13 protein-coding genes are annotated in these 16,701 nt (G+C 39.5%); 5 read left to right on the top strand and 8 right to left on the bottom strand.

The window, feature by feature from the left end; translation table 11 throughout:
* On the bottom strand, nucleotides 1-5,910 hold a 5,910-nt coding region (locus Q763_RS04950; RefSeq protein WP_157499318.1), incomplete at its 3' end, for a fibronectin type III domain-containing protein.
* Between the two features lie 163 nt (nucleotides 5,911-6,073).
* On the opposite strand from Q763_RS04950, the gene hflX reads away from it, so the two are divergent.
* A complete protein-coding gene (gene hflX / locus Q763_RS04945; RefSeq protein WP_035131792.1) occupies nucleotides 6,074-7,306 on the top strand; it encodes a GTPase HflX in 1,233 nt (410 codons plus the stop codon).
* A 56-nt stretch (nucleotides 7,307-7,362) separates the two neighbouring features.
* On the opposite strand, the gene Q763_RS04940 is transcribed toward hflX, so the two are convergent.
* From Q763_RS04940 to Q763_RS04915, 6 genes are all read right to left on the bottom strand, one after another.
* On the bottom strand, nucleotides 7,363-8,247 hold the full coding sequence (locus Q763_RS04940; RefSeq protein ID WP_035131790.1) for a DUF3078 domain-containing protein: 885 nt from the start codon (nucleotides 8,245-8,247) through the stop codon (nucleotides 7,363-7,365).
* 67 nt (nucleotides 8,248-8,314) lie between these two features.
* Complete coding sequence (locus Q763_RS04935; RefSeq protein WP_035131834.1) at nucleotides 8,315-8,830, bottom strand: DUF2480 family protein; 516 nt, start codon at nucleotides 8,828-8,830, stop codon at nucleotides 8,315-8,317.
* A 130-nt stretch (nucleotides 8,831-8,960) separates the two neighbouring features.
* On the bottom strand, nucleotides 8,961-9,284 hold the full coding sequence (locus tag Q763_RS04930) for an SUF system Fe-S cluster assembly protein (RefSeq protein ID WP_035131788.1): 324 nt from the start codon (nucleotides 9,282-9,284) through the stop codon (nucleotides 8,961-8,963).
* 6 nt (nucleotides 9,285-9,290) lie between these two features.
* Nucleotides 9,291-9,710, bottom strand: a complete 420-nt coding sequence (locus Q763_RS04925) for a SufE family protein (protein WP_035131786.1) — start codon at nucleotides 9,708-9,710, stop codon at nucleotides 9,291-9,293.
* Between the two features lie 6 nt (nucleotides 9,711-9,716).
* Nucleotides 9,717-10,154: a hypothetical protein gene (locus tag Q763_RS04920; RefSeq protein WP_035131784.1), complete on the bottom strand. Its 438-nt coding sequence runs from the start codon at nucleotides 10,152-10,154 to the stop codon at nucleotides 9,717-9,719.
* A gap of 37 nt (nucleotides 10,155-10,191) precedes the next feature.
* Complete coding sequence (locus Q763_RS04915; protein WP_035131783.1) at nucleotides 10,192-11,406, bottom strand: aminotransferase class V-fold PLP-dependent enzyme; 1,215 nt, start codon at nucleotides 11,404-11,406, stop codon at nucleotides 10,192-10,194.
* A gap of 255 nt (nucleotides 11,407-11,661) precedes the next feature.
* On the opposite strand from Q763_RS04915, the gene Q763_RS04910 reads away from it, so the two are divergent.
* From Q763_RS04910 to Q763_RS04895, 4 genes are read left to right on the top strand one after another with little or no spacing between them, the layout of a single operon-like run.
* Nucleotides 11,662-12,552 (top strand): heme/hemin ABC transporter substrate-binding protein, encoded by an 891-nt coding sequence (locus tag Q763_RS04910; RefSeq protein WP_035131781.1) that lies wholly within the window; start codon nucleotides 11,662-11,664, stop codon nucleotides 12,550-12,552.
* A complete protein-coding gene (locus tag Q763_RS04905) occupies nucleotides 12,542-13,576 on the top strand; it encodes a FecCD family ABC transporter permease (protein WP_035131779.1) in 1,035 nt (344 codons plus the stop codon). The genes Q763_RS04910 and Q763_RS04905 overlap by 11 nt, the downstream gene beginning before the upstream one ends.
* A 1-nt stretch (nucleotide 13,577) precedes the next feature.
* Nucleotides 13,578-14,354, top strand: coding sequence for a heme ABC transporter ATP-binding protein (locus Q763_RS04900; protein ID WP_035131777.1), 777 nt, complete (start codon nucleotides 13,578-13,580; stop codon nucleotides 14,352-14,354).
* Nucleotides 14,355-14,371: 17 nt separating this feature from the next.
* Entirely contained in the window at nucleotides 14,372-15,409 is a 1,038-nt protein-coding gene (locus Q763_RS04895; RefSeq protein ID WP_035131775.1) for a hemin-degrading factor, read from the top strand.
* Nucleotides 15,410-15,581: 172 nt separating this feature from the next.
* Here the strand turns inward: Q763_RS04895 and Q763_RS04890 are convergent, their stop codons facing one another.
* On the bottom strand, nucleotides 15,582-16,697 hold the full coding sequence (locus Q763_RS04890) for an HmuY family protein (RefSeq protein WP_035131773.1): 1,116 nt from the start codon (nucleotides 16,695-16,697) through the stop codon (nucleotides 15,582-15,584).
* Nucleotides 16,698-16,701 lie beyond the last annotated feature (4 nt).

The raw sequence follows: 16,701 nt of genomic DNA, 5'->3' as shown, positions 1-16,701 counted from the left end.
AGAGATACCTTTAGGAATCATACAGGCAACAGTATCTACAGTTTCAGAAAGAACTGCCGGACAGCTTACATCTCCTGTAGGAGTTACAGTCACAGTGTATTCTCCCGGTTCTTCTACAACAAGAGAAGTATCAGTTCCAACAGTAGCACCTGTTGAATCTGTCCATTCAATAACAACATCAGCTTCAGTATAATCTTCACCTAAAGAAACTTCTAAAGTATAAAGGCTACCCTCACAACCTGCTGCAATAGTTAAAGCCGGAGTAGGAACTATATCTACAACGAAACTTGTTTCATCTGTACATTCTAATCCATCAATCTGAGCATAGATATAGATAGTTTGACTTGTCGTTATTTCATCACCAACAACAAGCATATCACCTGTTCCGCCAGTACCTGTATAATAATTATTATTAGCACTTAATGCAGGAAGCACAAAAGAATCACATTCTGCAACATCTACCATTACATCTGCAATCGGAGATTCATGAACAGTAACAGTTACTGCTTCAGTAGCCTCACAATCTACAACAACACTTACCTCATAAACACCAGCCTGAGTAGCACTAATGCTTGCTCCTGTTTCAGGTAAATCAGCACCGTCTAATGTCCATGTAATAGTTGCATCTGCAAGATCAAAGTTAATTGGCTCCACAGTTAAAGTAGTAGACTGTCCTTCGCAAACATCTAGCTCACCATCTAAAGTAAATTGTGGTGGGTTATCTGAAATAACGATTTCAAATGAACCAATATAGTAACATTCACTTCCTGTTTCCTGTACCCTTACATAAATTGTTTCTGTTGTATTTGTTTCATGCTCTGCAGCAAGATTATCATCACCACCAGCAATAGCAGCCTCTTCTGTTGCATAGAACGTTATAGTAAAGTTCTCAGGATTTGTTAATCCTGCAACAAAATCAACCATAGCATCATTAAGATCTACAGTTACCATCTCTCCTGTTGTACAAACACCAAGATCTACAAGGTTATCTACAGCAACCTCTTCAGCTAAACGAATTGTAACATCACTTTCTTTTACAAGAAGTTCACCGTTACAGTTAGTATAAGTAGCACGTGCAGTAAGTGTAGTAGGTTCTGTAACACAAACAGTAATATCTGTTTGATCACTATAAGTCACTCCATCCTGTAACCATTCGAATACAACGTTAGTGTTTCCGTTTGGTGTAAATCTCCAAGCTTCTTCAGTTGCTGTCCAAGCACCAGTATTTCTGTCTGTAGGAACATAAGCCTCTGTACCATCTGCGTTTTGAAGTCCAAGTACACCTGCACCATTTTGCCAAGATGTACATGGTACCCTGTTACCAACATAAACCTCAATTACATTAGAGATTTCGTAAAGTACAATTTGTGTTGTTTGTGCACCAACATCAGGGTTATTATTACAATCACCACTAAACTGAGCCACTTCAGAGAAGTTAACTACAAGTGCACGACAAGGATAAGTACCTAATACCTGATAGTTAATATCCGGGTTAGCTACGTCATTATCCTGGTTAGGATCGATATCCTGATATACACCATAAATAGCATTAAGGATAGGGAATCCTGTATTTGGAATTGTTTGGTTAAATGAATAAGGACAGTATCCTTCAGCATCAGTTGTGTCGAAAGAGACTACACCGTTAGAACCAACAATAACTTCAGAATAGATTTCCCCAAAGAAACAGAATTCAAAAGGAAGTTCTACTACAGGAGACCATACATCATCTGTACCAACTGATACCGGAGTACCTCCTGTGAACGGGAATGGCGGAGCATAATCAATAGACTCTATTTCATAAGAAGTAGTCTCACCAGTAAGCATATAATTAGCGCTTAATGGCACACAGTTGTCTTCATCAGGACAAACTATATACTCTGAACCCGGTAAAATAATATCCTGCTCAGGATCAAATACCTCAACATTAGCACATCCCGGCGGATTGAATATTGAGAATAGTTGCGGACCAGACCATAAACTGGAATCACCTTCTCCACAAATAGCTCTTACATAGAACTCATAGTATTCTCCCGAAACTATATCGTTAGCTATGTATGAAGGATCATCAGTAACAATTACAGATGTAGTAGGTTCATCACCAGGAGTACCAGATCCCATAGCCTGAATTACAACTTCCCATTGTGTTTCAGAACCTGTAGGTGTCCATGAAAGATTGATATATGAAGCTCCCTGTACTGCTTCAGCTATCAAATCTACTGGCTGAGGACAGGTTACAACTTTAAATAGTACATTATCAATAGCAGCCGGTGGCTGTACTTCGGTAAATGTATTGTTTCTCCATTCAAACACTAATCTAACTGTTTGCCCTGCATAAGCAGTCGCATTAAAGATTTGTGTTTCAGTAGTCCATTCAGTATTCTGACTGTATTCACCACCTATTTGCTGTCCATCAGCATTTGTTATCTGAGTACCCGGTTGAGGAGTAAAGGCAACTGGTACTAACCATACTCTGAAATAATCCCCTTCAAAATCATCTCCAGCAGATTTCCAGTCAAATGAAAGTTGAGCATCTGCTATAGTTGCAGGAACATCAATATCTCTAAATGCATGTACTGTAGAACCTTCGCTGGCAGTATAGGCATTTGTTACACCCCCATCATTTGTAATATACAGTGATTTATCAGGACTGTTACTTACAGCCGTTCCAACAGTCCAAACATTAGGCTGCTCCATGTTTAGAAGAGTCCAGTTTGTTTCATTAGCATCAAAGTCATCTTCAAGGTCCATTTGTGCAGGTATTTGTGGTAATACAAATACTGCTGGCCCTATCCATAAACTTGTATCTCCTGCTCCACAGTTACTTCTTACCCATACATAGTGTACCGCACCAGGAGTAAGGTTGCTTACTGTTGCATTTGTGTCAGGCACATTGTCCGTTGGGGTTGTATCATCATCAGGAGCTACATCAGATGTACTAACATAGTAATCATATGAAGACGGAGTTGTTATAGGTGCTTCCCACGCAATGTCTGCCGTTGTTTGCGTTAAATTATCTACAATTAAATTATCAGGAGCCGGACATGTAATAAGAGAAAGGTTAACATTATCTACAGCTGCCGGAGGGTTGTCTCCAAAAAAACCATCGTTTCTCCACTCAAACACCAGTCGGATGGTTGTTCCTTCATAATCTGTAGCTGGTACAACAAAAGCTTCAGACATCCATGAAGTATTCTGATTATAATTGCCGCCTATCTGATCTCCATTACCACCGTTAATCTGAGTACCTGTTACCGGATTAAAAGTAACCGGAACAATCCATACTCTCATATAATCATAAGTACTCTCTCCTTGTCCTTTCCAATCAAACGTAAGATATAAGTCTTCTGCACCTGCAGGAATTTCAATATCTCTGTATGCATGAACAATTGATTCTTCATCATTAGTGTAGGCGTTTGTCACACCTCCGTCATTGGTAATATAAAGAGAGCTTCCCGAACCATTACTTGTAGCAGTACCCACTATCCATTGGTTAGGTTGTGTACCGTTATTTAATGTCCAGTTTATTGTTCCTTCAAAATCATCACTAAAATCAAGCTGCGCCGGAATTTGCAACGTATTTATTATTACAGGTCCAACCCATAAACTTGTACTTCCGCTACCACAGTTACTTCTTACCCAGAAGTGATACATTGTAGACGGAGTTAAATTGTTTAAGGTTACATCTTCGGCAGATACGTTACCTGTAGGAGTTGTAGTATCGGCAGGAGCTGTATTATCTTCACTTATATAGTAGTCAAACGTAGGAGTTGAAGATGTTGGTCCGTCCCAGTCAAAAGTAGCACCGTTTAAAGTTTCACTACCAGCTGTTAGATTTGTTGGAATTGGACAATCAACAAACTCAAAATTAACGTTATCTATAGCAGCAGGTGGATTTTCACCTCCACCGCCATCGTTTCTCCACTCAAATACAAGTCTCATTACCTGACCTGCGTAAGCAGAAGCATTAATATAATACTCTTCGGTAGTAAAGGTAGCATTCTGATTATGGTTACCCCCTATTTGTACACCGTTAGTATTATTAATTAAAGTACCCTGTACAGGATTGAATGTAGCAGGTACTAACCATACTCTTAAGTAATCGAAAGTACTTTCACCATCTGCTCTCCAGTCAAAAGATAATGTTAATGCATCTATCGCTGCCGGCATTTGAATATCTCTATAGGCGTGAACAACCGTATTAGTTGAATTTGTATAGGCGTTAGAAACTCCGTCATCATTAGTGATATAAAGTGATTGAGTACCACCATTGTTTACAGCGTTACCTATAATCCATTTATTAACTGAGGTACCATTGCTTAATGTCCAGCCTGATACTGTTTCAAAATCATCACTATAATCCAGGTTACCCGGTATTTGTGTAGTTGTAAAAGCAAAAGGTCCTGCCCAGGCACTAAAAGTACCATCGTTACAATCTGCTCTTACATAGTATTCATAGTTAGTTGAAGGAGCAAACGGAGTACCGTCTGTTTTTGCAGTAGCATCAAAGTTAACGTTTGTAGCTACTGTAGTACCGGCACCAGCAGGAATGCCTGCACCGTTGTCCTGAATTACCATTTCCCATGATGTAGCACCATTTGCATCCCATGAAAGATCTGCAGATGCATCATCAACATTTGTTGCCGTTAAGTTTGTAGGCGGCGCACAGTTAACAACCTGTACTGTTAAAGTATACGGTGTTGACTGAGGAGATGCCCATGTAGATATTACAATATAGTATGTAATACCTGCTGTAACGTTTACTATTGGCATAGAGATAGGGTTTGTACCGTTACCAGTTCCACCGTTAATACAGTTAACACCTATATCGTCACAGCTTTGATAAACAAAAACTCCTGCAAAGCTCCCTAAATCAGTTGCATCAATACTAATTACACCGTCTGTTGGTGCTGTATATGCATAAACAACATCGTCACCGTTAAGGTAAAAATTAGTTGTTCCACAGCCTGAAGCACCGGGAGAACCACTGTAGTCATCTCCATAGCCCGCTGTATTATCTGTAGTAGAGTACGGTAAAGAAGTAATCTCTATAGGTGCAGCACAGGTTGCTCCAAGTGCCACGGTACTAAAGTTAAGCGGATTGGTCCAGTCACTTACATTACCGTCAGTATCACAAACCGAACGCACATAAACTTTGTAAACAGTACTTGATTCAAGTCCTGTTGCCTGATATGGCAATGTACCTGTATATGGTACACCAACACCTGTAGGCGCTTCATCTATAGGAACTATCTCTATTTCCCATGCTGTAGCACCATTAGCATCCCAGTTAAGATCTACACTGTCTAACCCAGGGTTAGTAAATGTTAGGTTAGTAGGAGCCAAACATTGCTGTACAACACTTACGTTGTCTACCAGCCAGTGATCACCTCCACCGCTGTTTCCTCCAGATCTTACAAAGGCAACATAAACATCCTCTCCTACTGCATCAGCTGGCAGGTTTACAGTTGTAAGTTGATAAGCACTAGCACTGATTTCGTCATCATTCCACTCTTCAAGCAAAGTATAATCTGCCAAAGTTGACGGATCTGATGAAGTAGAAATCATCACTTTTAAAACTGTTCCTTGCGATCCTGGCTGTACCGTTCTCGAATAAAAACGCAACTGCGGGTTAGCAGGTGCGGTAAACTGTGGTGTTACCAACCAGTCTTCAGGTGTACCCGAAGGTACGCTTTGCGCAGCGATGTAAGCGGCATAATCGCCTTCAAAAGGAGGCTGAATAGGACTTCCTAATGGGCTTTGTACCCAAGTGGTAGTCGTACCAGTACCTACACCGTTGTCATAAATTCCCCAATCTGTTGGGGGCCATGTCTCAAAACCTTCCATTGCCAATTGTCCAAAACTGGCAATAGAAAATAATGACATGAAAATCATGAAAGTAAATTTTCTCATAGAATTATGTTAGTTTTGGTAGAATTAAGGAATCAAAATTAAAAAAATATAACATTTTAGTAACTTTTTGTTTTCATTTAACGTTTTCATTAAATTATCCTCGATTTTTTTACAAAATCAACTTTCATATATTTTGTATTTTTGCACTCTTTAAATAACATTTATGCTGGAGAAAGAAGAAATTAAGTTTGAAAAAACTGTAATTGTTGGAATTATAACCCAAAATCAGACGGAAGAGAAGCTATCTGAGTACCTTGATGAGCTAGAATTTTTAACCTTTACAGCCGGAGGTGAGGTGATAAAGCGTTTTTCACAAAAAATGGAGAAACCTAACCCTAAAACCTTTTTGGGTACCGGAAAAATGGATGAAATTCATCATTTCATTAAAGAAAAAGATATTTCGACCGTGATTTTTGATGATGAATTATCGCCTGCTCAACAAAAAAATATAACAAAGATTTTTGGTGAATGTAAGGTGCTTGACAGAACAAATCTTATACTCGATATTTTTGCCCAAAGGGCACAAACCTCATATGCCCGTACACAGGTAGAGTTAGCACAATGCCAATACCTGTTACCAAGACTGTCAGGAATGTGGACACACCTTGAAAGACAAAGGGGTGGTATTGGTATGCGTGGTCCCGGTGAAACTGAAATTGAGACCGACCGTCGTATTGTTAGGGACAGGATTGCCCTTTTAAAAGACAAAATCAAAACCATTGACAAACAAATGTCTGTGCAGCGAAGCAATCGCGGGGCTTTAGTTAGGGTTGCTCTTGTAGGATATACCAACGTAGGTAAGTCTACCCTTATGAATACCATAAGTAAAAGTGAGGTGTTTGTAGAGAACAAGCTGTTTGCTACACTTGATACTACAGTAAGAAAGGTTGTAATTAAAAACCTTCCGTTCCTTTTATCAGACACTGTTGGTTTTATCAGAAAACTACCTACTCAGCTGGTTGAATCGTTTAAAAGTACACTGGACGAAGTTCGTGAAGCCGACCTGCTTTTACATGTTGTAGATATTTCGCATCCTGACTTTGAAGATCACATTGCATCGGTTAACCAAATCTTACAGGATATTGACAGTATTGACAAGCCTACTATAATGGTTTTCAATAAAATTGACGCTTATAAACCTCTTGTAATTGATGAAGATGATTTGATGACAGAAAGGACATCGAAGCATTATAGCCTGGAAGAGTGGAAAGCTACCTGGATGAGCAATGTTGGAGAGAAAAATGCACTTTTCATCTCGGCAACTAACAAAGAAAATTTCGAAGAATTTAGGGAAAAAGTCTATGAGGCTGTTAGAGAAATACACATAACACGTTTTCCTTATAACAATTTCCTTTATCCTGATTATAAGGAAAATCATTCTGAGGAAAAAGAATAAAGAAAATCCGGCCTTTACAGCGCCGGATTTTTGTTTTTATGTTATGCCTTTTCTAATTAAAATCCGTAATTAACGGCTACACCAAACACCTGACGTATCTGGAAACCTCTATAGGCATTATCGTCATAAATTGTTTGGAACGACAGGTTAGTGGTTAAGTAACGGTTTATTTTCATTACTATGTTAAGCTGATAGTCCAAATCGACATTTTGAGGATCTTCAAGGTAGTTGGAATACAGGTTAAGTATGTTTTCAAACGATACGTTTTCCCACACCTCAACCTTATAGTAAGCCGATGCATTGAAACCCAGCTCATAGCGCATTGACTTACCCTCGTCCACACCAAAATAAGCAGCATCGGGCAGGGTAAAGTTCTTATCTACAAAAGTAATTTTTGAAGTAGCAGGAGACAGGTTTATCTTAAAGTTATCGTCCTTTTTATACAACATACCCGGACCAAAAAGCAAGTAACCCGGAGACATAAAGTTAGTATATTCGTCTCTTATCTCTGCACCGTTTTCATCGGTTCCGTATTTGTATCCTTTTGCAAACTGGGTTTTAAAGTTTAAAAAGGCTGAATAGTACCATCTTTCGGTTGCCTGTTTACCTAATACCGAATTGATTTCTATCTTATCATCGGTTTTCTTGGTAAATGAGCTGTTTTTAGTTCTTACAAGACCGTAGGCACCAATAAACTTATTATCCCACGTCCACGGGCCTTTTTTGTAGTTTATATCGTAGTTTATACCTACACTCCCCGATATGTTGTTTTCACCACCGGCAATCCAGTTGTCAAAAGTTGACTGGTTAAACAATAAGGATGCGTTCCCTTTTTTCGTCCATGGGCCAATGGTATCGTTATCGGCCGCCACGGCATTCTGATCCTGTGCCTTAGCCGTTATAAAACCAAATAACGCTACTGCAAATAGTACTTTTTTCATAATAACTGTGTTGGGGTTTTACACAAATATATATAAATAGCAGTAAAACCGTACAGTTAACAAAAAGTTAAACCTTAGGCTTTTTGTATAAAGGTACTGATGAACAGGCCTCTCCAAACATAATGCTTCTGGCTACAGGCATTAATTTTTGCATGGCTAACATATAAGCCTCTTCGGGTACCGGCTTGTGTGAACATCCCTTAATGATTACAGGTTTTCCTTCATAAGAAGAATAGTCTAATCCGTTAAGGATATCGTTATATATCTTCACATCAAGCTGATGTAGTTCTCCCTGCATTACACTTTTAGCAAAAGGCTGTAAGTATGAAGTAATAAGCATATAGGCCCATGCGGGTACAATGGCATCTTCACTGCAGTATATTGCCACATACTTATCCTGATACTGTTCCCAGTTATGGTCTTTTAGCGCCTCACGAAAATCTTTTTCCTTAAGCACCAGTCCCTGCCAAAGCCATTGCGTAATATCTATAGCTATACGTTCTTCTTTCGGGTAATAATCTTCAAGGTCAAAAACCTGTAGGGCACTGTTTGCTACCCTGTTTACTATTTCTTCTTGTTCCATTATATATACATTAGAGGTTGTCATCCTGACAAAGGAAGGATCTCTAAATACAACCTGAGGTTCTTTATTTCGTTTCCCTTCATTCAGAATGACAAACTGTGCTCAATGCAACTGATGACTTAACACTTCTTTAAAGCATACCAAGCTCCAGCTTAGCCTCTTCGCTCATAAGGTCGCGTGTCCAGGGCGGATCAAAAGTAATCTCAACCTCAGCAGCTTTTACACCTTCAATTTTGGTAATTTTTTCTTCTACTTCCTGCGGAAGGCTTTCTGCCACAGGGCAGTTTGGTGATGTAAGGGTCATAAGGATTTTTACCTCATGATCTGTATTCACCATTACATCATATATCAGTCCCAGTTCGTAAATATCAACCGGAATTTCAGGGTCATAAATAGTTTTTAAAACCTTTACAATTTCTTCCCCCAGCTGTGCAGTATCAATTTGCTGTTCCATAGTATTTTAGTTTTTAGCCTGGAATGCCAGGGCATACATTTTAATCTGTTTAATCATAGAAACCAGTCCGTTTGCTCTGGTAGGCGATAAATGTTCTTTAAGTCCTATCTCATCGATAAAAGACATATTGGCCTCCAGTATATCGGCTGCTTTCTGGTTAGAGAATACCCTTATAAGTATTGCTATAATACCTTTGGTAAGTATAGCATCACTATCGGCAGTAAAAACAATATTATCGTCCTTTTGCTCGCCATGAAGCCAAACTTTGCTTTGGCATCCTTTTATGATATTCTCCTCGGTTTTATATTGCTCATCAATCAGCGGAAGCGAGTTACCTAAATCAATTACATACTGGTAACGCTCTTCCCAATCATCAAACATTGAAAATTCGTCTACTATCTCTTCCTGAATCTCTCTGATATCCATTTTGTTTTATTTCTTTTTAAAATCAGATGCTGCCATAATTTTTTCTACAACATCTTTTATTTCCTGTGGCGGATTACCATGATCAAAGCTTTTGCTCTGGTAGGTTTTATCTCCGCGTATTACTTTTAGGTTTGCTATTGGTGCTGCATCTACCTGATGCTTTACACTTGGTGCCTTAATTTCGTTAAGTCCTTCAAGGTTTACACCCTCAAGCGATTTTAAAAGGCTGTTCCACTCACCGTTTTTAAGTCCTGCTGTAACCACATCCTTCAGGTCTCTGTCTTTAATGGTAATAACCGTATCCTGCTTTACAATTACCTTTTTGTAACTGCCCCTGGTTATGGCTTCATATTCAAACGAAATCTTGTCGCTTTCCTTTTTAAGTGCCGATGCACACCCTACGGCAAAAAGTGCCAATAGTACAATTGCTGCAAACTTTTTCATACAATACTTTTTACGGTAAAAGTAGGTATTTTAAAATTTAACCCAACATTGTTTGCGCTTTCTTAACAGCAGTAACAAGAGCGTCTATTTCTTCTTTGGTATTGTAAAAAGCAAACGAAGCCCTTACGGTTCCCGGTATTTTAAAGAAATCCATAACCGGTTGTGTACAATGGTGACCCGTTCTCACGGCAATACCCATTTTATCTACAATAGCACCAATATCATACGGGTGAATGTTACCCACATTAAACGATATTACCGATGTTTTTTCGTTAGCCGTACCAATAATTTTAAGACCTTCAATTTCCAGTAGCTTTTCGGTGCCATAAACCAGTAGTTCATGCTCATAAGCAGCTATATTATCAAGCCCTATTGAGTTAAGGTAATCTATAGCCGTACCAAGTACAATACCACCTTCAATATTTGGCGTACCTGCTTCAAATTTATGAGGTAAATCGGCATAGGTAGTTTTTTCAAAGCTTACCTCTTTTATCATTTCACCACCACCCTGATAAGGAGGTAGTTTATTAAGCCATTCCTCTTTACCATACAGTATACCGCTACCTGTTGGACCACATGCTTTATGTCCTGATAAGGCATAAAAATCGCAATTAAGCTCCTGTACGTCAATTTTTAAGTGTGGAGCTGCCTGAGCTCCGTCAATAAGTATCGCTGCGCCTACAGCATGTGCCTTATCAATAATATGTTTTACCGGGTTAATGGTTCCCAGTGAGTTACTAATGTGGTTAACGGCAACCAGTTTGGTTTTATCGGAAAGGCGTTTTTCAAACTCCTCAATGATAAGCTCACCATTTTCATTCATAGGAATAACAACAAGCTTACCACCTACTCTTTCACAAAGCATTTGCCACGGCACTATATTGCTATGATGTTCCATTGCCGAAACCATTACCTCATCGCCTGCCTTTACAAATGCCGCAAAACCGTTTGCCACAAGGTTAATACCATGAGTGGTACCTGCTGTAAACAGCACTTCGTAGCTGTGCTTGGCATTAATGTGCTTTTGGATTTTTTGCCTTGAAATCTCGTAGGCATCGGTTGCCAACTGGCTAAGGGTATGTACACCCCTGTGTATGTTGGAGTTTATCTCTCCATAGTATTTTGAAATTGCATCTATAACCACCTGTGGTTTTTGTGATGTTGCCGCATTATCAAAATATACCAGCGGTTTACCGTTTACGGTTTGGTTAAGTATCGGGAAATCAGCCCTTACAGCTTTTATATCAAACATTTTTCTTCTCCTCTATTTTTTGCCAACTAATGGCTTTACAACAAATTGGGTACAAATTTACGTCTTGTTTCTGTAATAACAGAATAAATGGCACAGTTTTAAAATATCACTTAATAGATTTTAGCTATCAAACTGCGCCTTAAGTAAACTTCCCGTGAAGCTATTTTATTTTAACGTTCTTATTTTTTTTCATTCTAAATAAAAATAATACATTTGCGTTAATTTAGATTCATTAAAAACAATATCATTATCCAAATGAAAAAAATAAGCCTTCTAACCTTACTTACAATCGCTTTATTTACAGTTATTTCATGTAAAAAAGAAACCACTAATAACAACGAAACGACAACAGAACAGGAAGCTGTGGCTCCTGTAGAAGGACAACGCATCGTATCGCTAAACGGAGCCGTAACCGAAATAATAGCTGCCCTGGGTCATGAAAGTGAACTGGTTGGTGTAGATGTTACCAGTGCCTATCCCGAATCGGTTAAAACTACTGCTAAGGATTTAGGACATGTTAGAAGCCTTTCGGTAGAAACCATAATGGAACTTCAACCTACCCTGATACTGGGAACTAGTACAGACATAGGCCCGGAACTGGCAGAAAAGCTAAAAACTGCCGGTATAGAAACCCAAATTTACACTCAGGAAATAAGCCCGGCAGGCACTAAGAAACTAATTGAAGAAGTAGCAAACACACTTAACAATGACAACTACAAATCCCTACAGGATAAAATAGATACAGATCTTGCTAAAGTGCAAAACTTAGAAACCAAACCTAAGGTATTATTTATTTATGCCCGTGGGGCAAATATGCTAATGGTAAGCGGAACTAATACACCTGTAGATAAAGTAATTACACTTGCCGGTGCTACTAATGCGGTTACCGGATTTGAAGAGTACAAGCCCCTAACGCCTGAAGCCCTTTTACAGGGTAATCCTGATATTATACTAATGTTTGACTCGGGTGTTGGAAGCCTTGGAGGTCCACAGGGTGTGTTTAAATTACCGGGTATGGACAAAACCAATGCCGGTAAAAACAAAAAGATAATCATCATGGACGGTGCTCTTTTAAGTGGTTTCGGGCCACGTCTTGGAGAAGCTGCAGTACAATTAAACAGTCAGCTGGCCGAAAATGCAAAATAAGCTCTCGTTATATATTACCTCCGGAATACTACTGCTGGTTACACTGGCAGTAGTTTCCCTTTATATGGGAGTATATGCATTTGAAAAACACTCGGTGGCAGAGTTATTTTCGGGCATACTGTCGGGAGACAGTTCAATATCACAAAGTGACCGCTTTGTACTTTTAAACCTTCGTTTGCCACGCATTACAATGGCAGTGCTTATAGGCAGTGCTTTGGCAGTATCGGGCACGTGCCTGCAGGGTATGTTTAAAAATCCCCTTGCCACACCCGATCTTATCGGGATAACATCGGGTGCATCATTGTTTGCCGCACTTACCATCGTTTTGGGAAGTTCGTTTAAGCAATACATCCCCGAAGTTTTCCATTTCTCATTGCTTAGTATAATGGCCTTTATCGGGGCGTTGCTAACCATGATACTGGTATACCGTATTTCTACATCAAACGGTAAAACTAACGTGGTTGTCATGTTGCTTTGCGGTGTGGCTTTTACAGCACTTGGTTTTGCCATAACCGGTTTTCTTATCTACATCTCTAAAGAGGAGCAGCTAAGGGATCTTACCTTTTGGAACCTGGGCAGCCTTGCAGGAGCAACCTGGACCAAAAACCTCATTTTAGCCGTAATCGTACTGGTTTCCTATGTATTCCTTATCAATAAAGGAAAAGCGCTTAATGCTATGATGCTTGGAGAGCGCGATGCACAGCATTTGGGAATTCCGGTAGAAAAAATAAAAAAGCAAATAGTGTTGTTAACAGCGCTGATGGTAGGTACCTCTGTAGCCTTTGCCGGAACCATAGGCTTTGTAGGCCTTATAGTTCCTTACATTTTAAGGCTACTCTTTAAATCCAACTATAATATAATATTGCCTCTGTCTGCCGTAATGGGCGGAATACTCCTCCTTACGGCAGATACCATCAGCCGAACCATAGCACAGCCTTCAGAAGTGCCTATAGGCATACTTACTGCCTTTATGGGTGCCCCTATTTTTATTGTAATACTTATAAGAAACCGAAAATCGATGTAATATGCTGGAAGCCTACAAAATATCCTATTCGCATAAAAAGCATGCTATACTACACAACATAGATATATCGGTGAACTATGGTGAACTCTTAGTAATAGTAGGACCTAACGGCGCCGGGAAGTCTACATTGCTAAGTTTATTAGCAAACGAAACCGGAAAGAATGAAGAGCCTATTTTCTTTAAGAAAAAAACTTTTGAAGAGTGGGAACAAATGGAGCTGGCATACAACAAAGCTAAGTTTTCGCAAAATAACAGCCATGACATTCCGCTATCATGCAAAGATGTTGTGATGATGGGACGTTACCCTTATTTTAACGCCAACCCGAATCAAAAAGACCATGAAGCGGTACTCAAAGCCATGGAAGAGACTGATGTCGCTCATCTTGAAAACCGTGATTACAATTTGCTTTCAGGCGGAGAAAAACAGCGTGTACATCTGGCCCGTGTGCTTACCCAGCTTGATAACGAGGTATTAAATAAACTTGTTTTTTTAGACGAGCCTCTTAATAACCTTGATGTACTACACCAACACAGAATACTGCACACTATTAAAAACTTTACTAAAAAAGGCAATACCGCAGTAATGGTATTGCATGACCTTAATCTTGCCGCTCAGTTTGCCGACAGGATAATGCTTTTGAAAAAAGGACAGGTAGTGGCACACAACACCCCAGAGAAAGTGTTTACACCCGAGATAATAAGCAAAGTGTACAATTTTCCCTGTACCGTTTGCCCTAACCCTGTTAATAATAACCCGTTAATAATTTTTGGAACATAATAATAAATACCCGAATTATGGATACTATAACCAATAACCTTAAATCGCAGTGGGATGCCCTTAAGGCCGAAAACCCACATTTAAGAATACGTAATGCTGCCGAAAAACTTGGTGTAAGCGAAGCTGAGCTTTTAGCCACGCAAACCGGAGATACGGTAACCCGACTTAAGCCTGAATTTGCTGCCATACTTACAGAAATTGAAAAGCTTGGTAAAGTAATGGCACTTACGCGCAATGACGAGTGTGTACACGAAAGAAAAGGTGTTTACCTTAACCCTGATTTCAACAGTCCGTTTGCCGGACTTTTTGTAGGTGAGGATATCGATCTACGTATCTTCCTTGCGCATTGGGACAAGGCATTTGCCGTAAGCGAAAAATCAGAGCACGGAGATCGTAAAAGTCTGCAGTTTTTTGGTAAAGACGGTTTAGCTATCCATAAAATATACCTTACCAAAGACAGCAACGAAGCTGCTTTTGACGAACTCGTTGCAAAATATACATCAGACAACCAAGGTACAGATGAAACTACAGTGGATGTTGCATTAAACATTGATGAGAAACCGGATACTGAAATAGATGTAAAAGGCTTTCAGGAAGCATGGGAGAACCTAAAAGACACCCATGCGTTCTTCGGTATGCTTAAAAAGTTTGGCGTTACCAGAACACAGGCATTGCGTTTAGCTCCAAATGAAAACTTTGCTAAGAAGATTGAAAAAGAAGCTGTAGTAAAAATGCTGGAAGGCGCTGCGGAAACAAAGACTCCTATTATGTGCTTTGTAGGTAACAGAGGGAATATCCAGATACACACCGGACTGGTAAGAAAAACCATGTGGCATAACAACTGGTTTAACGTTATGGACCCTGATTTTAACCTGCATCTTGATATGGATAAAATTGCCCAAACCTGGATTGTTAGAAAACCAACCGAAGACGGTATGGTGACTGCCATTGAGGTATACAACGAACTGGGAGAGATTATCGTTCAGTTCTTTGGAAAAAGAAAACCGGGCATACCTGAACTTGAAGAGTGGCGAGAACTTGTCGCTTCGTTATAATTCGTGTTATCTTTAAATTGTGAACCCCGCATCAGCGGGGTTTTTTATTTGTCAATATTTACCTTATAAACAAAAAAATCCCGACCGGTAACTATGAAATCCGGTCGGGATGCATTAAAAACAAAAACTAACTTAACTACTGCTTTTTACAGCTATGAATATTAAAATGATTCTATTGTAATTGTTCATACTCAAACACCGGATAGCCACGCTCTCCGGCATCATTTTTAAGAGCCCTGAACAATAATTTAAAAAGATTACCCGAAGCATCCTTAACCACAAAGAAACGGTCTGTTTGTACTGTCATTGTAGTGTTTGGACCAGCTTCTGTTCTCCAGCTTACAAACCTGTGATCTTCGGCAGAAGCTTCAAACAGTCCGTAATCCACATCAGCAAATGTAAAAGCATTGTATGCTGCTTCACCTCCGTCGGCTTCCTCTGTAACAACTTCATAGGCTCTTGTACCGCCCAGTATGTTAAGTACGGCATAATCAGCAAACGGATAAAGTACATCTACCCCCTGATACGGGTAATAGTTAGTAAATGTGGTGAAATTAATATCCCACTCCCCTTTTTTAGGCTCAACCATTACCTCATTATTGTTAACCATACTAAAGAAAGTAAAGTTATATTCGTCATTTTTAGAAATAGTAACCTCTTGGTGTGTAGTAGCATCAATAGGAGCATATTGTAACACATAGTTATCTCCGTTTCTCAATACACGTATTTTCATCCAGCCACGTTGATCACCATCAACATTAACACTACCTATAGCAGGCTCTGTAGTTGAAAGTCCGTACCCCATATTTACCAGGTAAACAAAGTTCTCGCTGTCTGTTGCAGAAACTTCAGCAATAGCAGTACCTTCCCCGTTACCATCTCCAGTAAGGATTCCGGTTGGGTTATCAACATAACCCAAAGATGCAAGAGTAGCAAAGCTTACTGTAACAGAAGCGTTTGGCTCCTGTACCTCATCAATATTGGTAGTCTCCAGTTTTTTGGCAGCCATTTTAAGCGAACCGTTAAGGATTACCCTAAAATCAGACCCTGAATAGAATCCAAGATCCCAAGCTGTACGCTCCACAACGGCAGACTGAGGTCCGTTCAAACCGATATACACCTGATTCGGTTCATTCGGCCCTCCTATTTCAGGTTGAATATAGGCTGTTTCTTCTATAGGATTCGTGCCTGGATCTATAACACCACCATTATTGTTGTTATCACTATCGTCACTAGAGCATGAGGCTAATAAACCTACTGCCGCCAGAATTAAAATGCTTTTTTTCATATGA

This window comes from Flavobacterium beibuense F44-8, from assembly GCF_000769915.1.
Taxonomy (GTDB): Bacteria; Bacteroidota; Bacteroidia; order Flavobacteriales; family Flavobacteriaceae; genus Flavobacterium; species Flavobacterium beibuense.
Note: the sequence above shows the minus strand (reverse complement) of the source record. Positions and strands in the feature narration are given on the sequence as shown.